Annotated in this window: 17 protein-coding genes and 2 tRNA genes; 8 read left to right on the top strand and 11 right to left on the bottom strand. The window is 47.2% G+C overall.

What is annotated here, in order from left to right; genetic code table 11:
- A partial coding sequence (locus K6T99_09625; protein ID MCL6520081.1) for a CBS domain-containing protein occupies window positions 1-291 on the top strand: 291 nt, incomplete at its 5' end.
- Window positions 292-358: 67 nt separating this feature from the next.
- On the opposite strand, the gene K6T99_09620 is transcribed toward K6T99_09625, so the two are convergent.
- Window positions 359-1,018, bottom strand: a complete 660-nt coding sequence (locus K6T99_09620; protein MCL6520080.1) for a 50S ribosomal protein L25 — start codon at window positions 1,016-1,018, stop codon at window positions 359-361.
- Between the two features lie 256 nt (window positions 1,019-1,274).
- On the bottom strand, window positions 1,275-2,345 hold the full coding sequence (gene galT, locus K6T99_09615; GenBank protein MCL6520079.1) for a galactose-1-phosphate uridylyltransferase: 1,071 nt from the start codon (window positions 2,343-2,345) through the stop codon (window positions 1,275-1,277).
- 746 nt (window positions 2,346-3,091) lie between these two features.
- Here galT and ileS point away from each other — a divergent pair.
- Complete coding sequence (gene ileS / locus K6T99_09610; protein MCL6520078.1) at window positions 3,092-6,223, top strand: isoleucine--tRNA ligase; 3,132 nt, start codon at window positions 3,092-3,094, stop codon at window positions 6,221-6,223.
- A 127-nt stretch (window positions 6,224-6,350) separates the two neighbouring features.
- Here the strand turns inward: ileS and K6T99_09605 are convergent, their stop codons facing one another.
- The 4 genes from K6T99_09605 to K6T99_09590 all read right to left on the bottom strand — a co-directional run bounded on the left by K6T99_09605 (window position 6,351) and on the right by K6T99_09590 (window position 8,231).
- Complete coding sequence (locus K6T99_09605) at window positions 6,351-6,698, bottom strand: ASCH domain-containing protein (GenBank protein MCL6520077.1); 348 nt, start codon at window positions 6,696-6,698, stop codon at window positions 6,351-6,353.
- A gap of 170 nt (window positions 6,699-6,868) precedes the next feature.
- A complete protein-coding gene (locus tag K6T99_09600) occupies window positions 6,869-7,153 on the bottom strand; it encodes an MTH1187 family thiamine-binding protein (protein ID MCL6520076.1) in 285 nt (94 codons plus the stop codon).
- Between the two features lie 93 nt (window positions 7,154-7,246).
- Entirely contained in the window at window positions 7,247-8,032 is a 786-nt protein-coding gene (locus tag K6T99_09595) for a L,D-transpeptidase (protein ID MCL6520075.1), read from the bottom strand.
- 115 nt (window positions 8,033-8,147) lie between these two features.
- Window positions 8,148-8,231 (bottom strand) — tRNA-Leu (locus K6T99_09590).
- 80 nt (window positions 8,232-8,311) lie between these two features.
- Here K6T99_09590 and K6T99_09585 point away from each other — a divergent pair.
- From K6T99_09585 to K6T99_09570, 4 genes are read left to right on the top strand one after another with little or no spacing between them, the layout of a single operon-like run.
- A complete protein-coding gene (locus K6T99_09585; GenBank protein ID MCL6520074.1) occupies window positions 8,312-9,550 on the top strand; it encodes a DNA double-strand break repair nuclease NurA in 1,239 nt (412 codons plus the stop codon).
- 57 nt (window positions 9,551-9,607) lie between these two features.
- Window positions 9,608-10,342, top strand: coding sequence for a hypothetical protein (locus K6T99_09580; protein ID MCL6520073.1), 735 nt, complete (start codon window positions 9,608-9,610; stop codon window positions 10,340-10,342).
- On the top strand, window positions 10,339-12,024 hold the full coding sequence (locus K6T99_09575; GenBank protein ID MCL6520072.1) for an ATP-binding protein: 1,686 nt from the start codon (window positions 10,339-10,341) through the stop codon (window positions 12,022-12,024). Before K6T99_09580 ends, K6T99_09575 begins: the two co-directional genes overlap by 4 nt.
- Window positions 12,025-12,037: 13 nt before the next feature.
- Window positions 12,038-13,474, top strand: a complete 1,437-nt coding sequence (locus K6T99_09570; GenBank protein ID MCL6520071.1) for a hypothetical protein — start codon at window positions 12,038-12,040, stop codon at window positions 13,472-13,474.
- A gap of 119 nt (window positions 13,475-13,593) precedes the next feature.
- Here K6T99_09570 and K6T99_09565 read toward each other — a convergent pair whose 3' ends face one another.
- From K6T99_09565 to pfkB, 5 genes are all read right to left on the bottom strand, one after another.
- On the bottom strand, window positions 13,594-13,914 hold the full coding sequence (locus K6T99_09565) for a hypothetical protein (protein ID MCL6520070.1): 321 nt from the start codon (window positions 13,912-13,914) through the stop codon (window positions 13,594-13,596).
- 710 nt (window positions 13,915-14,624) lie between these two features.
- Window positions 14,625-14,873: a preprotein translocase subunit SecG gene (gene secG, locus K6T99_09560; GenBank protein ID MCL6520069.1), complete on the bottom strand. Its 249-nt coding sequence runs from the start codon at window positions 14,871-14,873 to the stop codon at window positions 14,625-14,627.
- Between the two features lie 87 nt (window positions 14,874-14,960).
- Window positions 14,961-15,146 (bottom strand): twin-arginine translocase TatA/TatE family subunit, encoded by a 186-nt coding sequence (tatA, locus tag K6T99_09555; GenBank protein MCL6520068.1) that lies wholly within the window; start codon window positions 15,144-15,146, stop codon window positions 14,961-14,963.
- A 32-nt stretch (window positions 15,147-15,178) separates the two neighbouring features.
- Window positions 15,179-15,358: a twin-arginine translocase TatA/TatE family subunit gene (gene tatA, locus K6T99_09550; protein MCL6520067.1), complete on the bottom strand. Its 180-nt coding sequence runs from the start codon at window positions 15,356-15,358 to the stop codon at window positions 15,179-15,181.
- A gap of 15 nt (window positions 15,359-15,373) precedes the next feature.
- A complete protein-coding gene (gene pfkB / locus K6T99_09545; GenBank protein ID MCL6520066.1) occupies window positions 15,374-16,303 on the bottom strand; it encodes a 1-phosphofructokinase in 930 nt (309 codons plus the stop codon).
- 71 nt (window positions 16,304-16,374) lie between these two features.
- Here pfkB and K6T99_09540 point away from each other — a divergent pair.
- Together K6T99_09540 and K6T99_09535 are read left to right on the top strand one after the other, a co-directional pair.
- Window positions 16,375-16,460 (top strand) — tRNA-Leu (locus K6T99_09540).
- 338 nt (window positions 16,461-16,798) lie between these two features.
- Window positions 16,799-18,085: a CBS domain-containing protein gene (locus K6T99_09535; GenBank protein MCL6520065.1), complete on the top strand. Its 1,287-nt coding sequence runs from the start codon at window positions 16,799-16,801 to the stop codon at window positions 18,083-18,085.
- Window positions 18,086-18,092: the final 7 nt, after the last annotated feature.

The raw sequence follows: 18,092 nt of genomic DNA, 5'->3' as shown, positions 1-18,092 counted from the left end.
GTACTACCCGCATACGAAATAGTAAAGCCCGACGAATCTAGCAAAATGGATTATGATTTTTTAATGGCAGCGCGTGCTGAGCAAGTGCGAAATAAACCTGTTTCTTCTTTTATGACTAAGGACGTTGTAGCAATAGGTGAGGATTATCCGCTTATTTCTGCAATTTCAATAATGCTGATGAAAAAGCTCAAAGTGCTCCCGGTCATCCGCGAGGGAGCGCCGGTCGGCATAATTACTCGAATTGACCTTGCGCAGGCGGTTTTGCGGTTAAGAGACGAAAAACTGCAATAAATAAAAACAAAAGAGCCTCGGCGGTTCTTTTTGCCGAGGCTCTAAAAACACGATATTCCCAATGGAATTAGGACTCCTTTGCCTTTTCCGACGGTTCCTCGGTTGGGGCCGCGGGAGCTTCCTCGGCAACTTCGGGAGCGGGTGCCACCTCTTCAACCCTCACGGCCGGCATTCTCACTGTGGCAACAACGATATCCGAAGGTGGCCCTAGCACTTCAATGTCTTCCGGCACCACTAGATCGCCCACGTGCACCGATTCGCCCAGCTCAAGCTTTGATACGTCTACGTCAATGTGCGGTGGTATATGGTCAGGTAGCGCTTTAACTTCGAGCTCACGTACGAATTGCTCAAGAATCCCCCCTTGCCTCTGTCCAGGCGCCTCCCCAACCAGCACGAGCGGTACTGATGCATGCACCGGCTCGTTCAGCGAAACTCTGTGAAAGTCAACATGGATTATTTTTTTCGTAATTGGATTCCTCTGAATCTCTTGAATTAGCACAGGGTGAGCTTTTGACGTTTTGCCATCAACTTTTAGGTCTATTAATGCAAGTCGCCCACCTGGCGATTTGAGAATTTGCTCCAATTCCTCGCTCTCTATCTCTATCGCCTTCGGTTCAAAATCCTTGCCGTATACAGTAGCAGGTATCTTGCCCTCACGCCGGAGCTTTTTCGTATAGCTTTTCAATAGGCTCTGCCTACTCCGTGCAGAGAGTTGTAGCCTGGTCATGATATCATTCTCCTTAACAAAGGTTGAAAAATCAATACATAAGCGTAAAACGCCGAGCTGTTGTAGTATATACTATGCATTCCCTAAAGTCAAGTAGTCCCCAATAGTTCATAGTTTTGAACCTATATTCAGCAAACTTCAAACAAAAGCGATGCGAAACTTCCATTGTTCGATTTGAAGTTTAAATGGAGGCATAAGAGGGTAGCTTTCTGGCTACCCTCTTATGCCTTTAGATTGGGGTATTGTAAGCGGACTTTCAGTGGACGCAGACTTCGGCTTTATCCTTCTCAGTATCGGATTTGCCGTCCGTGTTGTCTAGCTGCTTTGCTGCATCTCTAAGGTGCTTCGCGGCATCCTCAGGTGCTGTTACGTTTATGTATATGCCCGTTCCCATCTCAAAGCCTGCTGCGATGGTTAGCCTGGGGGCTATCTCGAGATGCCAATGGAAAGTGTGGTCTTTTTCGGCATCAAATGGTGCCGTGTGCAGGGTATAGTTGTATGGCGGATAGTTCAGGCACTTGCCTATCATCTGCAGTGCTCTCTGGACTACATCTGCGAATGCAGGAATTATCTCTTGGCTCTCGGCAAATGACTTATAGTGCCTCTTCGGCATGATCCAGGTTTCAAACGGAAATTTTGGCGCAAACGGCTCAAATGCAATGAAGTCTTCTGTCTCCACAATCACTCTTTGACCAAAGTTGAGCTCCTGGCGAATCATGTCGCAAAAGATGCATCTATCATGATAGTCATAGTATCTTTCGGCGCCAACAATTTCCTGTTTCACTTCCATCGGAACCATGGGCAGGGCAATCAGTTGGGAATGAGGATGTTCAAGAGATGCGCCGGCTACCTTCCCATGATTGCGGAATATTAGGATATACTTGAATCTAGGATCTTTCCTCAAGTCATGTATTCTTTGGTGGCAAGCCCACCATACTTCCTGCGCTTGGCGAGATGATATGGTAGCCATGCACTTGTCGTGCTCCGGAGTCTCAATGATTACCTCATGTGCCCCTACTGCATTCATGAAATCATACATCCCAACGCCACCCCGGTCGAGGTCTCCCTCAATAGCCAGTGCAGGGAATTTATTTGATACCACCCTCACCCACCAACCTGGGCTGTTAGGTGGACTTCCCGGAGGACGGAAAGCCAGCACCTCAGGCGGAGTCATTTCCTCATTCCCTGGGCAAAACGGGCAAGTGGCGCTGAATGCCGGTCTTTGTGAGGTATTCTCGGCTTGGGAAAAATCGGATGGTCTCTTGCTACGCTCGGTGGCTATGATCACCCATTCCCTCGTTACCGGGTTTTTTCTCAACTGCGGCATCCTTGTCTCCTTTGCTGTCAATCCTATGAAATTTGCCAGGAGGCTCAATCAATATTGTCGGAAAGGTTCGCGCTCGACTGGAGGTCGGAAACGAAGGTTTAGAAAGATATTTAACTTTTAAGAACGAAAACTGGGCTTTGGTAAGCGGAATATATCGCAATGACAGCATTCTACTGTAGAGTCATTGATGTTGTTGACAAAACAACATTTTAAAAAGTATAATGAGCAGCTAAGTCAACTTAAAACCGAAAAAGGCGAAGACGAGGACGAGTACCCGCTCCAGGATATGCCTGGGAATTCGAATCACAAATTAATATGCGCAGTATTATGCTAAAGTGTTCGAATTAGCGACATGGTTACAGAGAACCGGGGCAGCTGAGAACCGGAACCCAATGTCGGCGGGGAATATCACCTTCGAGCTGGAACGGCGAAAGCAAGCACAACTAGTAACCATTTCGGTCGAAAGAGTAGCTAGCGTGGATGTTGTGTTTGCCATTAGTCGTTCACGGGAGCTCCCGTTACAGAGCAAGAGAATGTCGGGATGCAATGAATAACGTATAAATCTAGATTTTTCTCGTTATTCGCTGGTTCCTAGTTCTCTGCGAGGTCAGCGGCGCGAGCCGTTGGCGAAAATGGGTGGTACCACGAAGGCTTATGCCTCTCGTCCCGTTAGTGGGTCGAGAGGCTATTTTATTTCAAATTAGCTGTCCCGATACTAAGTCATTCTAGCTCTTGGGGGTCGTTCGATGTTTAAAGAAGTAAAGAGCAGTCTGAACTTTCCAGAGATGGAACACGAAGTACTAAAATTCTGGGAAGAAAGACGAATATTCGATAAATTAAGGCAAAAGAACCATGGCCGAAAGCATTGGTCGTTCATTGATGGCCCTATAACAGCGAACAACCCTATGGGGGTCCACCATGCTTGGGGCCGAACCTACAAAGACATCTTCCAGCGCTTTAAGGCAATGCAAGGTTATGATCAGCGCTATCAGAACGGCTTTGACTGCCAAGGTCTTTGGGTCGAGGTCGAAGTTGAGAAAGAACTAGGCTTAAACTCCAAGCGTGAAATCCTTGAATATGGGCTAGACCGCTTCGCTGAGGCATGCCGGAAACGCGTGGAGAAATTTTCTGCAATACAAACCGAGCAATCAAAGCGGCTTGGCCAGTGGATGGACTGGGAAAATTCGTATTTCACGTATACTGACACCAACATCGAATACATCTGGCATTTTCTGAAAACCTGCCATGAGAGAGGTTGGCTTTATAAGGGCCAACGGGCTATGCCTTGGTGTGTTCGATGCGGCACTTCGCTTTCTCAGCATGAACTGATTGATTCCTACCGCGAAATGACTCACACGTCGGTATACCTTAAGCTACCAATATTGGAGCGTGAAGGCGAGTACATGATGGTATGGACAACCACTCCTTGGACGCTAGCGGGCAATGTCGCACTAGCAGTTCATCCAGACCTCGACTATGCCAAGGTAAGACAAAACAATGAAATCCTCTACTTGTCAGCTGGGACTATCTCAAAATTGAATGGCGATTATAAAATACTTGGCACCGTTAAAGGCAGTGAACTTGTCGGACTGCACTACAAGGGGCCGCTATTCGATTTGCCAGCCCAATCGCAAGTTGAGCCGCGGATAGTCCCATGGGACCTCGTTGGCGAGGAAGAGGGAGTAGGCGTAGTCCACATCGCTCCTGGCTGCGGTGCAGAAGACTACGAGCTTTCGCAAGAGCTTGGGCTGCCTGTAATCTTACCCATCGACGAAAATGGCTATTACTACAGCGGATTCGGTTGGCTTGAAGGAAAGTTCGTGGGTGACGTGGCACCCCTGATTTTCCAAGATCTGGAAAACAAAGGAATGCTCTATAAGACTGAAGAGTATTTGCACAGGTACCCCGTATGCTGGCGGTGTCATGAAGAACTCGTTTTCCGACTAGTAGATGAATGGTTCATAGCATGCGACCAACTCCGAGAGCCTATGATCCGGGAAGCTAGAAAAGTCCACTGGGTGCCGGATTATGCTGGCAAGCGGATGGAAGACTGGCTCAACAATATGGGCGACTGGTGCATCTCGCGAAAACGCTTCTGGGGACTTCCTCTCCCATTTTATAAGTGTGCGTGTGGCGAGATGACAATAATAGGGTCGAAAAAGGAGCTCGAATCGCTAGCAGTCTGCGGTTTGGAGCAATTGCGCGAGCTTCACCGCCCATGGATAGACGCCGTCAAGATCAAATGTCCAAAATGCGGGCAGGTTGCTGAGCGTATTCCTGAGGTTGGTGACTGTTGGCTCGATGCCGGTATTGTCGCTTTTTCGACGCTCGGTTACCTCGAGGAAGACAATTCATACTGGCAAAAGTGGTTCCCTGCTGACTTCGTTGTGGAAATGCGGGAACAAATCCGCCTTTGGTTCTACGCAATGCTCTTTATGAGTGTAACTTTGGTAGGCAGAGCACCCTACAAGACAGTGCTCGTATATGAAAAAGTTCACGACGAACATGGCCGACCCATGCACAAGAGCCATGGAAACGCTATATGGTTCGACGAGGCAGTTGAGAAGATGGGCGCTGATGTTATGCGCTGGATTTATGCAGGTTCGAACATCCAAAATAACCTAAATTTTGGCTACAGCAAAGGTGCAGAAGTAGTTCGCAATCTGCTCACCCTTTGGAATGTGTATTCATTCTTTACAACCTATGCAGCAGTTGATAAGTGGTTACCATCTGAAAAATCGAACCAGGCAAAAAAATCCGAGCTCGACCGCTGGATTCTTTCTCGACTGCACAGCCTCGTCGCCGAAGCAACAAAGGCTATGGAAGCATTCGATGTTGCTCATGTAACCCACGCGGTCGAAGCATTCGTAGATGATCTCTCAAATTGGTACGTCCGCCTAAGCAGGCGGAGGTTCTGGAAAAGCGAGTCCGACGAGGACAAGGAAGCGGCCTACTCAACCTTATACGAGATACTGGTTACGCTCACAAAGCTCCTTGCGCCAATAATGCCATTTATGACTGAGACAATTTACCAAAATTTAGTATGTTCAGTATCAACCAACGCACCAGAGAGCGTTCATTTATGTGATTGGCCGGTAGCAGAAGAGTCAATGATTGACCAAAGATTAATGGAAGAAACCGATGCTGTGATGAAAATTGTGAGACTCGGGCGCGCCGCTCGCAACACCGCTGGGATAAAAGTTCGCCAGCCACTTTCAGTGCTCATGATCAAACCAGCCAACGAAATTGAGCGCGAAGCAGTCATACGAAATGAAAGATTGATTCTCGATGAGTTAAACATAAAGGCACTTAAGCTGGTAGATGATGTGTCAGCGCTAATAAGGTACGCAATTAAACCTAATTTCTCTATTCTTGGGCCAAAATATGGCAAGCTAATGCCAAAGATACAAGCGGCTCTTGCCTCTGGAAACAACGATGATATAGCTGTAAAAGTTCTTTCTAAGGAAAACATTACGCTAGAAATAGACGGCCAAGTCATAACCTTGGGTCCAGATGAGCTTTCAGTCGAAGCAATCACACCAGACAATTTGACGTATGCCGAAGAAGCTGAAACAGTGGTCGCAGTGGATATCACACTCACCAACGACTTAATCCAGGAAGGCCTTGTAAGAGATTTAGTACGGCATATTCAAAACATGCGGAAAGAATGCGGATTCAACGTAGAAGACCGAATAATGATTGAATACAATACTGACGGCAAGCTTGAAGAGGCAATTATAAAGCATTCGGACTACATTTGCCAGGAAACTCTAGCCAACTCTTTAAGCAAAACCAATGACGGAGAGTTGTTCTCGAAGATAAAAATCGGCGGCGAGGAGATTTTCCTGCGTTTGAACAGGGTCCAAGCATGCCGTTGAGAATCAAGCGAAAACAGAGCTCCACCAAAGGCAAGCATAGTCTTTTAGTAATTGCCTAACGATTGCAAAAACTTATAGAGTGGCAGGGTGTTTTACAGACGCTCTGCCACAAAATTTACAGTTTTTCTTATTCCATTACGCGAGAAAAATGAACGATTGTCACAAGATCCTCAGGGGTAACTGGGCGGTCATAGATACGACTAAGGAGGTTAATTACATCTTCGACATGTCGAAGCTCGGGACTTTCCTTTTCAACCTCGCGTGGGGTTAGCTCAGAAGCTCGCTTGACAGTTACGCTATCAATTATTGCAGTGAAAAGCCTTTGCCTTGGGCCATACTTGCGCCCAACTGTTATCCAGACTAGCTGGCCAGAGCGATATTTGTCGCTCTTATCTCCAAGCCGGATTGTCGCCGTTTTGCGACCTTTCCTGAGCATATCCGCATAGGCTTCTGAATAGAAGTTTATCGCAAACATTACACTCGCCTTATAAATAAATGGTGGTACCCAAAGCACTTTTCAAGCGAGTGAGTCTTTACGCCCACTTAAATGATATTATATGAGATAAAACCGCTTACTGTCAAGAAAAATGCCAACCACCCAAACAAACGGATGGTTGGCAAGAAACATTGGTGTAAGAAAGGTGTCTATCTGTATCCTTCCAGTTCTTTCTCCATAGAGAGGCCTCCCTTTTTCTCGTCAATCCTAACTTCTGTAATGACTCGGGGGGCGCCTTTAGCAAGAACTGACTGGTGCGCATGCTTGACCGCCTCCAGAATCTGGTCCAACTCTCCCTCTATGGTAGTGCCCAAAGCGCCCACCTCGTGCTTTAATCCAGCTTTCTTTATCTCTTCAATTGCCGAATCCACAAAAGGCCTCATCTCGCCTTCAACCATTGGCGTAACACTGAATTCTGCTAGCACTGCCGACATGTTGTTCCCTCCTATGTGTAAAACCCTTTTGCAGATGTGGAAATTCGTAAAAAGAATACCCATGAGGCCAATTGTAAAAACAGCTAACTTCTATTAACCTTTCGGGCCAATAATCTCAACGCGCGTACCTAGAGGCGTCATTTCATAGAGTTGCTTTGCATCTTGGAGCGTTAGTCGATTGCACCCATGAGAAGCGGGACGTCCTAGGAGGTAATATTGAGTTCTAGGTGTGGCATGGATAAAGTGCCCCTCGTGATACCGCATTGCCCGAAGCATGGCAACATTAAACTGCGATGACCAGTGGTACCTCGTTTTAGAAAGAATGCTGAAAACGCCAGCATGATCATGGATTCTTCGTGGACTTTTGGGCGAATAAACCCAATTATAGGCCGCCGAGGATGTAGTTAGATAAGCATGAGTAAGCTTTCCATCCTTCTGCACATATAGTCGCTGGTTAATTCGCAAATGCAAATCAAGATAGATACCATCGGCCCTTCGGTTTGCAAGAACCGCGGGGCGAAACCGATATGACCTCTCCTCCTTACCCAAAAGCTTACCAGCGTTATTATAAGCCTTGATTTTAACCAAAAAGACAAGTGAATCAATCCAAGGCACCGTGAAGTGGAGTGCACACTGAGCTGCCGGTACCTTTCCAATTAAGTAGGAAAATTCCCCACGCGACTGACCGCCAAGCGGTGTACGAGTGCCACTGATTGCAACGACGACGGTCTCCGCTCCACCGGCAGACCACTCGAGCGAGAATGCTTCTCCTTCTACCACCTCTATCTGCGGAGGCCATGTAACGTAAAGCGCCTGGGCGCACACATCGGATGCAATAAAACTTATCAAGAAAACCAAAGGCAAAACTATCAGCCGCATTTAAAACTCTTTTTGAAATTATTTCGAACGCAAATTGAGGTCTCTATGAAACTCACAAAGAACCTCAACTATGATTTACTTTGTTATTTGCGAAAATCAAAATTACTAATCGGGGTGGTGGGCGAGGTGGGAGTCGAACCCACATGGGTTTCCCCGGCGGATTTTAAGTCCGCTGCGTCTGCCATTCCGCCACTCGCCCTGTGGGGAGGATGATTTTTTAAATTATATCACAATACAACTTCAACGACAATATTGGGGCGCTTAGATAGTAACCTTTCGTTGACAAAGAGCACTGCCCTTGTTATTATTGGCAAAACACACGTTCGCCTTACTTTTTCTGCTAGACCGGTTGCCAATATGCTTGAACTAGAGAAAATCGCACCCGCCGTGAAAGAGTTTGCCCATGAAAAAGCAGATGTACTTAGAGGGCTAGGCGATCAATTCTCGGTGGCGAATAGAGTTATTAACGATATATGTTCAGATGTCAACCGCGCCCACAGTCGAATCGAAAAAGCCAGGACCTCCTGGCTGATTGCTGACTTCCTTGAGCCCCTAGACGCGGCTCACCAGTGTCCCGAGTGTCCACATCCCCATGCTGTAATTGCAGTTGACGGCTCACAGATCGCCCCTGGCAAGCACGAAATTGCATTGTGTTATCTAATTAACACGGCGGCTGTCGTTATCTACTACGGAACCAGCGAGCGGCCATATGCCGAAACAAAACCCGAGTTGTGCTATACAGAAGATAAATTATACGAAGACTATGCTGGCCGTCGCGTGCAAATTGCTGATAAATTTCTCGGCATCCGCCGAACCCTCGCCGAAAGCGAGCACCTCGAGCAAACAATTCGAGAGGTTGCGTCAAAGGACATCCCGGCAGTGGCCCTTTGGGACGGGAGCCTAATACGATGGACTCTTGAAAGCGAGCCAACAGACTACAAAAATAGGGTGCTAGCTCAATACCTTAGGGTATTCGAAACTGCAAGAGAAAAACGCATACCAATTGTAGGCTATATTAGCGACCCGGGAAGCAAAGATTTCGTCAACTCCCTTAGGATAATGCTCTGCCCAGACGAACAAGTCGACTGCGACAAATGTGGGCGAGAGCCACCTCGCCCTTGTGATGCGGTAAACCAACTTAGCGATGGAGTAATATTTGAGAGGCGTTTGGAGCCCGGTTGCCGATCTGCTCTCTTCACTAGCAGATCAAAAATACTGGGACAATACGGAGAACATGAAGTTCAAGCTTGCTACTTGAACCTTGGGCAAGAGGTAGCTAGGCTTGAAATCCCAAAGTGGGTTGCGGAGGACGACGAGCTTCTTAATATGGTTCATGCTGTGTGCTATGACCAAGCAGAGAAAGGCCGTGGCTATCCTGTTGCCCTATCACAGGCTCACGAGCGAGCAGTCGTTACCGCAAAAGATAAAGCTGAATTCTTCGAATTGATAAAGCACTTTTTCGTAAAGCATGGCGTACGTGTAAGCCACAGTTTGAAAAGGATATCGAAGGGATTCTAATTTTGTTTTCTTTTAGATAGCATCAAAAAGCCTTAAAAGCTAGAGTAGGAGCAAAAGATGACATCCGAGGAGTGCATTGGCGAGATAATTGAAGCGACAACCACGGAGTTTCTTGCAGAAAGCCGCGAGCTCCATGCTCCGCCGGCATTTGGCAGCTTCGTGAAGGTTCCTTTCGACTTGCAACAAACAAGTCAGGAATCTCTGCCAACAATAACTAGCTCACTAGAAGAAAAAGATCCCTTCGAGGAACCTTGGAAGCGCTTGGAGGGAACCTTCAGCCAATCATATAAATCGCTCGTCGAAGGGGAGGAGGAATTACAGATTCCACCTGCCATCTTCGGCATCGTCTACTACTCAGCCACAATGAATGTTGACTCAAATCGACGGCCCAGGGCCTACTGGAAGGACGAAGAAAAGCTAAAGGAAGAACAACCTGAGCTTGCAGAATGGCTGTTAATGACCGAATTTCGAGCCATAATTATTGGCTTTTCAGAAAATGGACGCGTCCGTCGGTACCTGCCGCCTCGACCGCCCAAGATGCACTATTTTGTCTATCCTTGCACCACCGATGAAATTCGGGCGATCACGCAAAGTATGGACTTCCTTCGGACGTTGTCAAGTTTTCGCAACGCTCCATCAGACGAAGTAATTGCGGCATGCATTCGCGAAGCGGCCAGAGCACATCAGCCGAACGATTTTGAATTCAAAGTTGCCGCTGGGAAAAAACTTGCCAATCTGCTAAAAGATGACTATGAACGCTTGGAGGCAATCATAAGGAGGGTTGCTCCATGAATGACCGCACTGAAAACGAAAACAAGGGATTTGTGGCTCCACCCAGTCGAAAAGAAATCGGTTTAGTGGTTAGCGGCTCTCTTCTTGAAGGCCTCAAGATGAAACTTCATCCAGACCAATCGGTAGAGGATATCCGCGCAGGCAAGTTTGTGGTCGTCGAGGGCGAAAAATATGAATTCTTTTCAATGATTACCGACGTTGTGCTCGAGACTTCAATCCGCGGCTTACTCGACAATCCCCCAAGGCGCGATAATGAACTTATGCACCAGGTTATCAGCGGCACAGCAACATATGGAACAATTCAACTTCGCCCGATGCTTATGCTTCCCTCGGGTTCAGAAGGCGAACTCCGACCTGTTAAAACGATTCCTGGACACTTTAGCCCAGTTTTTACTGCAAATAAAACAGATGTTAGCCGGGTATTCGGCGACGAGAACAAAGACCCAAAGTTCTTCCACATTGGCACGCCACTCGATATGGAAGATACGCCAGTCTGTCTGAACCTAGATCGCTTCGTCGAACGTAGCAACGGAATATTCGGCAAATCCGGCACAGGAAAAACGTTCCTAACTCGCATCGTTCTCTGCGGCATAATCAAGAACAGCAAGGCCGTCAATCTTGTCTTCGATATGCATAGCGAATACGGTTGGAAGGGAACTATTGAAAGCGACGGCGGCAGGGCCGAAGTCCGAGGCTTAAAGCAATATTTCCAGGACAAGGTAGCTGTGTTTTCCCTAGACCCCGATTCATCGAGGCGGAGGAAGGCACCGGTTGATTCCGAGGTAAAAATTCCTTACAGCCAGGTAACCGTTGATGACATAATACTCCTCCAAAATGAGCTTAATCTCGCCCCCACTGCTTTGGAGACATCATATGCCCTCATAAATAAATTCGGAGAGGGTTTGTGGCTTAGCAAACTAGTGAAAATGAGCGCTGAAGAAATGGCTGAGTTTTGCCAAACCAACAATGTACACCAGCGTTCTTTGGAAGCACTGCAGAGAAAACTTAAGGTTCTTACTGAAAGCTGTAAATCATTCTTAATTGACGATTCTTTGCAGAGTGTAGACACAGACGCTGTCAAACAAATAATGAGTTATCTTGATGATGGCAAACACGTAGTGCTCGAATTTGGTCAGCATACCCAGCCCCTTCGGTACATGCTGGTCGCCAACATACTTACTAGGCGGATTCACGATGCCTACGTAAAAAAGACTGAGGAAGCTCTAGGTAGAAATGAGTCAAAGCCGACGCCTCTTATAATTACTATAGAGGAAGCACATAAATTTCTCAGCCCGCCGCTGGCAAATCAAACAATATTTGGAACAATCGCTCGCGAAATGCGCAAGTACAATGTGACGTTACTAGTTGTTGACCAGCGACCTTCAGGGATTGACGATGAGGTATTATCGCAGGTTGGCACGCGAATAACTTGTCTATTAAACGATGAGAGAGATATTGATGCGGTGCTGACCGGCGTGAGCAACGCATCAGGATTAAGAGGTGTGCTTGCAACCCTCGACAGCAAGCAGCAAGCATTGATTCTTGGTCATGCGGTACCAATGCCTATTGTGATTCAAACACGCTTTTATGACGACGAAGACTTTCGCCTCAGCATGGGGCAAATTCCTTCTGACAAGCTGGACGAACAAATAGAACATGAAATAAGCCGTGATTTCACATAAAGTAGGCTCACCAGTGCGTAAAATCTTTCTACTAACCCTCGGCATACTGCTAACCGTACATTCAGTGCACGCTGAGGAGGAAAATAAACCCAATGAGGTGCGCATCGTAGCTGATTTTGAGAGCTACGATTTCGAAACCGAAGATTTTACTGCACAAGGCAATGTAAAGGTCACCTACGGCGACATTGACCTTATTGCAGAAAAAGTCAGCGGCAATGCAGGAAAAGGAGCATTGGAAGCCATAGGAGGCGTCGAGTTCAGGCAGGGCGATCGCCTCCTCAAAAGTGGCAGCTTTTCGTACAACTTCATTACTGGCGAGGGACTAGCTAGTGATGCTACAGCCGTCTTGGACAACTTCTATTTTAAAGGTAAGGAGCTAAAGTCACAAGAAGCAAAATACACTATTTTGGACTCGGTTTTCACAACTTGCGATCGCCCAAAACCGCACTACTACTTAGCCGCGCAGGAGCTTTCCTTCATCCCAGGGCAGAAGTTAACTGCCCGCCACGTCTCGATATACCTTTTCGGCAACCATATTATCTCAGTCCCAAAATACAATGTTAAACTAGCGAAGAAGAAGCAACAATTCAAACTGCCACAAATAGGCATAAGCAGAACATATGGCCTCCATGCTGGTAGCAAGTTCAACCTTTCATATGGGCCAAATACCACTGGAACTCTGGATATAATAATCTCTACAAGACAAATGTTCCAAGGCGGGTTCGAATTCCAAAGGATTGCTGGAAAGCCGTTCAGCGCAAATCTGACCTACAGGCAACCTTACTATGGTGGCCTTAGATCAGATTTGTTAATATCTCGCTTGCCCGAAATCACCTACAGGTCCTATTCCACTGATATGGAAGAACAAGCGGAGGATGCCGCTCAACCCGAAATAATGTTGATACGTCTTTTGAATGCCGAAACACCTTCCAAACAAGAACGAAAGCTTAGTTTCATAGGGCAAGTTGGCATCGGACGGTTTATCGAAGAGCCGAACCATATTAAAGCTACCCGATTTGATATTCGTGGAATTGTGTGGCTTAGACCCTATATTATTGGCAACCGCACTTATTTGTCTCCTGCTATCTCGCTCCGCCAGTCATTCTATGACAACGGAGATAGCTATACGGACCTAGGATTCCGCTTGGCTGCGGCACGAACAATGGGCAAGAATGCGTATATTTCGGCAGTATATGCCAACCACGCCATCGGGGGCTCAACACCATTCAAGTTCGACCCAATCGAAATACCCCATGAGCTCGCAGCAAAGATTGGTTTCCCAATAGGAACTTTTAAGGTGGAATTCGGGGGGAGATACAACCTTTCGGATAGGACACTCTTTGATTCGGAAATTTCCATTGCCAAAACGATACATTGCATCGAACCGAAAATTACTTGGCAAAGCCGCTTCAAAGAAATTTCTCTTGATGTTTCTCTGCTTGGATTTTAGAGTGGTTAACTACTAATATGTTTTACAGCCAAAGCTTCTTTAACCTTAGAAAGCAAACAGCCCACCCAGAAAATAGAGTGGGCTGAAGAATCACTTCTCGAACGTTACCCTGGACAGACTTAGCCGTCGTACCCTTCGTCCAGGTCGTCCTCGAACTCCTCATCTTCCCCGTCGTCCCAGCCTTCTTCAAGGCGGCTCTGAGCAACTCGTGCCTCAGCAGCTTCCCAATCTAGATCGGAGAACGGCTCGTGCTCTTGCTCCTTGAATATCGGACCATGAACTGGGCACACAATTGCACGAGTCCTGTTTGCAAACGTCCAGATTACTTCGAGTATTTCCGAGCAGCCGTCATGCGGGCAAACGGGGTGCTCATTGTGATAAAGAGCGGCTTCTGCGATTCGCAGAACCTCCTTTGCGTATGCATCCCTGGTCATGCTCATGATAAGTTCATCCTTTAGACAGCCATGATGGACAAAAATTCGTGCTTAATGCGCCCATCACAGCGTGGTTTGGAATAATTTGACAGTTTGCGCCATTAATATTATAACGTTTATTCAAAGGAATTGCAAGGCTCCCATGAAAGTTGGCGGCAAACAATTTGCTATAAAGCGACAGCAAAGTAAACCTTTACTTTTAAATACGCCAACAATCGACCTTGGGTTCCACCATAGCTCGAAAATCAGCAGTTTGTTTTCAAAAATGTCCTGCTGATTTTCCCATTGCCACTTATTTTAAAAATACAATCAAGATTTTAGGGTACAAAAGCCTAATTTTCACAACAAATTGCCCATATGTTTGACAACTCACAAGACGCGCCTGTAAGCACATGTGGGCTTGTTGCGGAGAGACCCCCAGCATTCCCAAACAATTAAATATCCTCGGCCTTTTAAGTAATAACATCTAGAAACTAGATCTTCGCCGCACTCAGGGCATTTACCTCGGACGGAAGCTGGATCTGGTCGATCATTTGTTCGGGTATTTTTCTTAATGCAAACGTGTTTCAAATAGATCAACCTTTCGATAAGGGGTGACGTTGTACTAGACAATTGTATACTACATGTAAATGGCTGTCAATTGTAGGCGAGCCTAAGCAAAAGGGACTGGCAAGCTTAACCCTGCCAGTCCCTCAAGAAAGGGGTCAAGAGGATGTCTACGCTCCAGCTTTTATGCTAATCCAATAAAGGAGTGCGCTCGTAACAGCAAAACCCACTGCTGACCACTTTGTGAGCTGTGAAAGCTTTTCATCAAGCCCAGGCTTCCCCTTGAAAGTTGCTGAAGCCTTGCCACCAATCGTACCGGTCAGGCCCTCGCTCTTAGTTGTTTGTAGCATGACCAATACAATGAGTATGAGAGCGCTCACAAACTGCACGACGGTTAAAAATAGCGAAAAAGCACCCAATCAAATCCACCTCATTTCAGGTACTGCCCGTCAAAACAGTAAAACTATACCATTAATGGTGATGGTTGTCAACCGATACAATTTGACCTAAGCCGATTCGGTTGTCTTCTTTTCCTTCTCTTCTTCTTCGTCTTCGTCAAGCAGACCCTTCGACGATTTCTTGAACTCTTTGATACCTTGGCCCAGTGACCTGCCTAGCTCAGGCAGCTTTTTTGCACCGAACAAGAGTAGGATTATCACGAGGATAATTATCAGTTCCTGACCGTGTGGCATAATTAAGTCACTTCCCTTCTCTTTATAGATTGTTAATCTTCATCATCTGCGGTAATTTCCTCAACCGACGATGTGAATTCTCTAGCCGCCTTTTTCAGCTCCCGAATTGCTTTTCCCATCGTTCGCCCGATTTCCGGAAGTTTTTTTGGACCGAAAAACAATAACGCAAGGAGCATAATTACAAAAATTTCGGGAAACTGTACGGATCCCATTTCCAACACCACCTGTTAAATACGCTCCAGCTCCACTTCCTCCGCAAGCCTATAGATATCTTCACGAGAGCAAAAGCCCGCCCCGTAAGTCATCGCATTCGCCGCACCAGCTGCAGTTCCCAGCCGCAAAGCCTCTTCCGGCGTCGCACCCTGGCTAAGAGCGTAGACTACTGCCGCTGCTAAAGCATCGCCGGATCCAACTGCGCTGACAAAATTAATTTCTGGTGATTTTGCACGCCAAACGATATTATCTGTGGCGATTAGCGCTCCATCACGTCCGAAAGTCACAATCATCATTTCGATACCCCGCCTAACGAATTCGCATGCGGCATCTGCTGCTTCTTCAATTGTACCAAGTTGGCGCCCTACAATTGCGGACAACTCATGGATATTAGGTTTCGCCATGAATGGAAGTGCCTTGAACCCTTCTGCAAGCGGAGCACCATTGCCATCGAGAACACAGCGCACATCGTATTGGCGAGCAATCTCAATCATATCCCTATAAATTGAATCCGGCACGCCCGGAGGAGTGCTGCCGGAAAGCACAGCGAACTCCATTCCGGGAACGAGGCTTTCAAACTTAAGCTTAAGCCTCTCAACCTCGTCGGCGGTTATACTTGGGCCTATCTCATTCAATTCGGTTTGTGTACGATTGACAGGGTCGAGAATTGCTATGCAAACGCGCGACTCCCCCCTAGTGCGCACAAAATCTGCCTTCAACCCCTCAGCCCGCAAAGCTTCTAGGATGAATTCCCCATTGTGGCCGCCAACAAAGCCAGTTGCAATCGCCTCGCCACCAAGCTCTTTGTAGACCCGTGCTACATTTATGCCCTTACCGCCGGCTACGATTCGCCATTCGCTGGGTCGGTGAACACGGTCGATTGAGAAATTCTCAACTGTATATGTCTTATCAACTGCAGTGTTTGGTGTAACAGTAAGAATCACAGAGAGCCATTCTCCAAAATAGGTGAAAATAATTGACAAAGATGCCACAAACTGTTATACTTAACTTGCCTGCCGAAGTGGCGGAATGGCAGACGCGCATGGTTCAGGACCATGTGCCCGCAAGGGCGTGCGAGTTCAACTCTCGCCTTCGGCACCAGCGACATCAAGGCGCAGGGTGTTATCCCTGTGCCTTTTATTTTTCAACCCCATTGTAAACCCCCAATCTCGAAAAGTCAAGGTTATAGACAATTCGCACTTTTGTAGTGCTTGACAACAAGCATTAATGTGGGTATACTCTCTATGGTTTAAATTGGCAATAAATGCTTTTTTGAGGTGATGGTTGGTGGAAGCCGACCCTGCCAATAGTAATATATACTGCCGCCGGGCGCGCGGCAAAAGGAGGGGGATAGCCTAGACTTTTAGATTTCCCATCCCTCATTTCTTTTTTCTCCTCTCTCGCGTTCGGCCGGCATCATAACGAATAAGGAGGGTACCATGCAGTTCCTTACCCAGGTGCTTGGTCGGACAGTATTCGACAGCGTTGGTGAACCGATTGGGAAGGCCCGTGACGTTATAGTAACGCCTGCCGAACCATTGCCAATAGTCTCAGCTTTAGTCGTCGGAAACGGTGAGGAAAAAATCATCCCCTGGCGACTTGTTCGTGAAGAGGTAGACCGCATCAGCCTGGTGGTGCGCAAGGATAGAATCACTGAATATACTCCCCGTGAAGGCGACATCTGGCTCAGGAAAGAAGTTCTCGACCGCCAAATTGTTGACGTTCACGACTATAAAGTAGTACGCGTGAACGACGTGCGTTTTATTGAAACTCCAGGCCAAGTACGCTTACTAGGAGTAGATGCATCCACTCGCGGGCTTCTCCGCGAGCTTGGCATCGAATGGCTAGCGAACCTGTTCTATGCATTGTTCAAGCGCCAAGTACCCGAGAAAATCATTGCTTGGGATGATGTTGAAACCCTCGAGCGAGCTACTGGACCCATCAAACTCAAAATACCGCTTGAGAAGCTTTCCAAACTACATCCATCAGACATCGCCGACATTATTGAGCAGATGAACCCTGCTCAGCGCGCCGACATTATTGAGAGTCTCGACGTCGAGACAGCAGCTGACGTTCTTCCTGAAGCGAGCCCCGAAATCCAGGCAGAAATTATTGAGGATATCGACCCTGAACGGGCTTCCGACATTCTTGAGGAGATGGACCCAGATGAAGCCGCCGACATCCTAGGCGACCTGCCTGAGGACCGCTCTGAGGAACTTCTCCGCGAGATGGAGCCAACAGAAGCAGAAGATGTTCGGGAGCTGCTCAGCTATGGAGATGAAACAGCTGGCGGACTGATGACAACTGACTATGTCGCTATTTCAAGCTCAATGACAGCCCAGCAGACAATTGACTACCTGCGAGAACTTAAGCCTGATGCAGAAACCATCTACTATCTTTATGTGGTCAACGAAGAAAATAAGCTTGTGGGAGTAATCTCGCTTAGAGATCTTATAGTAGCCGAACCAGACACACCAATCGGTGAATTTATGATTACAAGGGTAATCCACGTTCATCCCGAAGCAAGTCTTAGGGAAGCAGCAGAGCTTTTCCAAAAGTACAACCTCCTTGCGCTACCGGTTGTAGATTATGATAACGAGCTAAAAGGCATTATAACGGTCGACGATATGCTGGAGCATATACCGGCACACGCATGGCATGGCCGGCCGGGCCGCAGGCAGACTGCTCCCGAACAACGGCTACAACATGAAGAAGTAGAAACCTAACTTACGG

The organism is Armatimonadota bacterium, from assembly GCA_023511795.1.
GTDB lineage: Bacteria > Armatimonadota > UBA5829 > DTJY01 > DTJY01 > JAIMAU01.
Note: the sequence above shows the minus strand (reverse complement) of the source record. Positions and strands in the feature narration are given on the sequence as shown.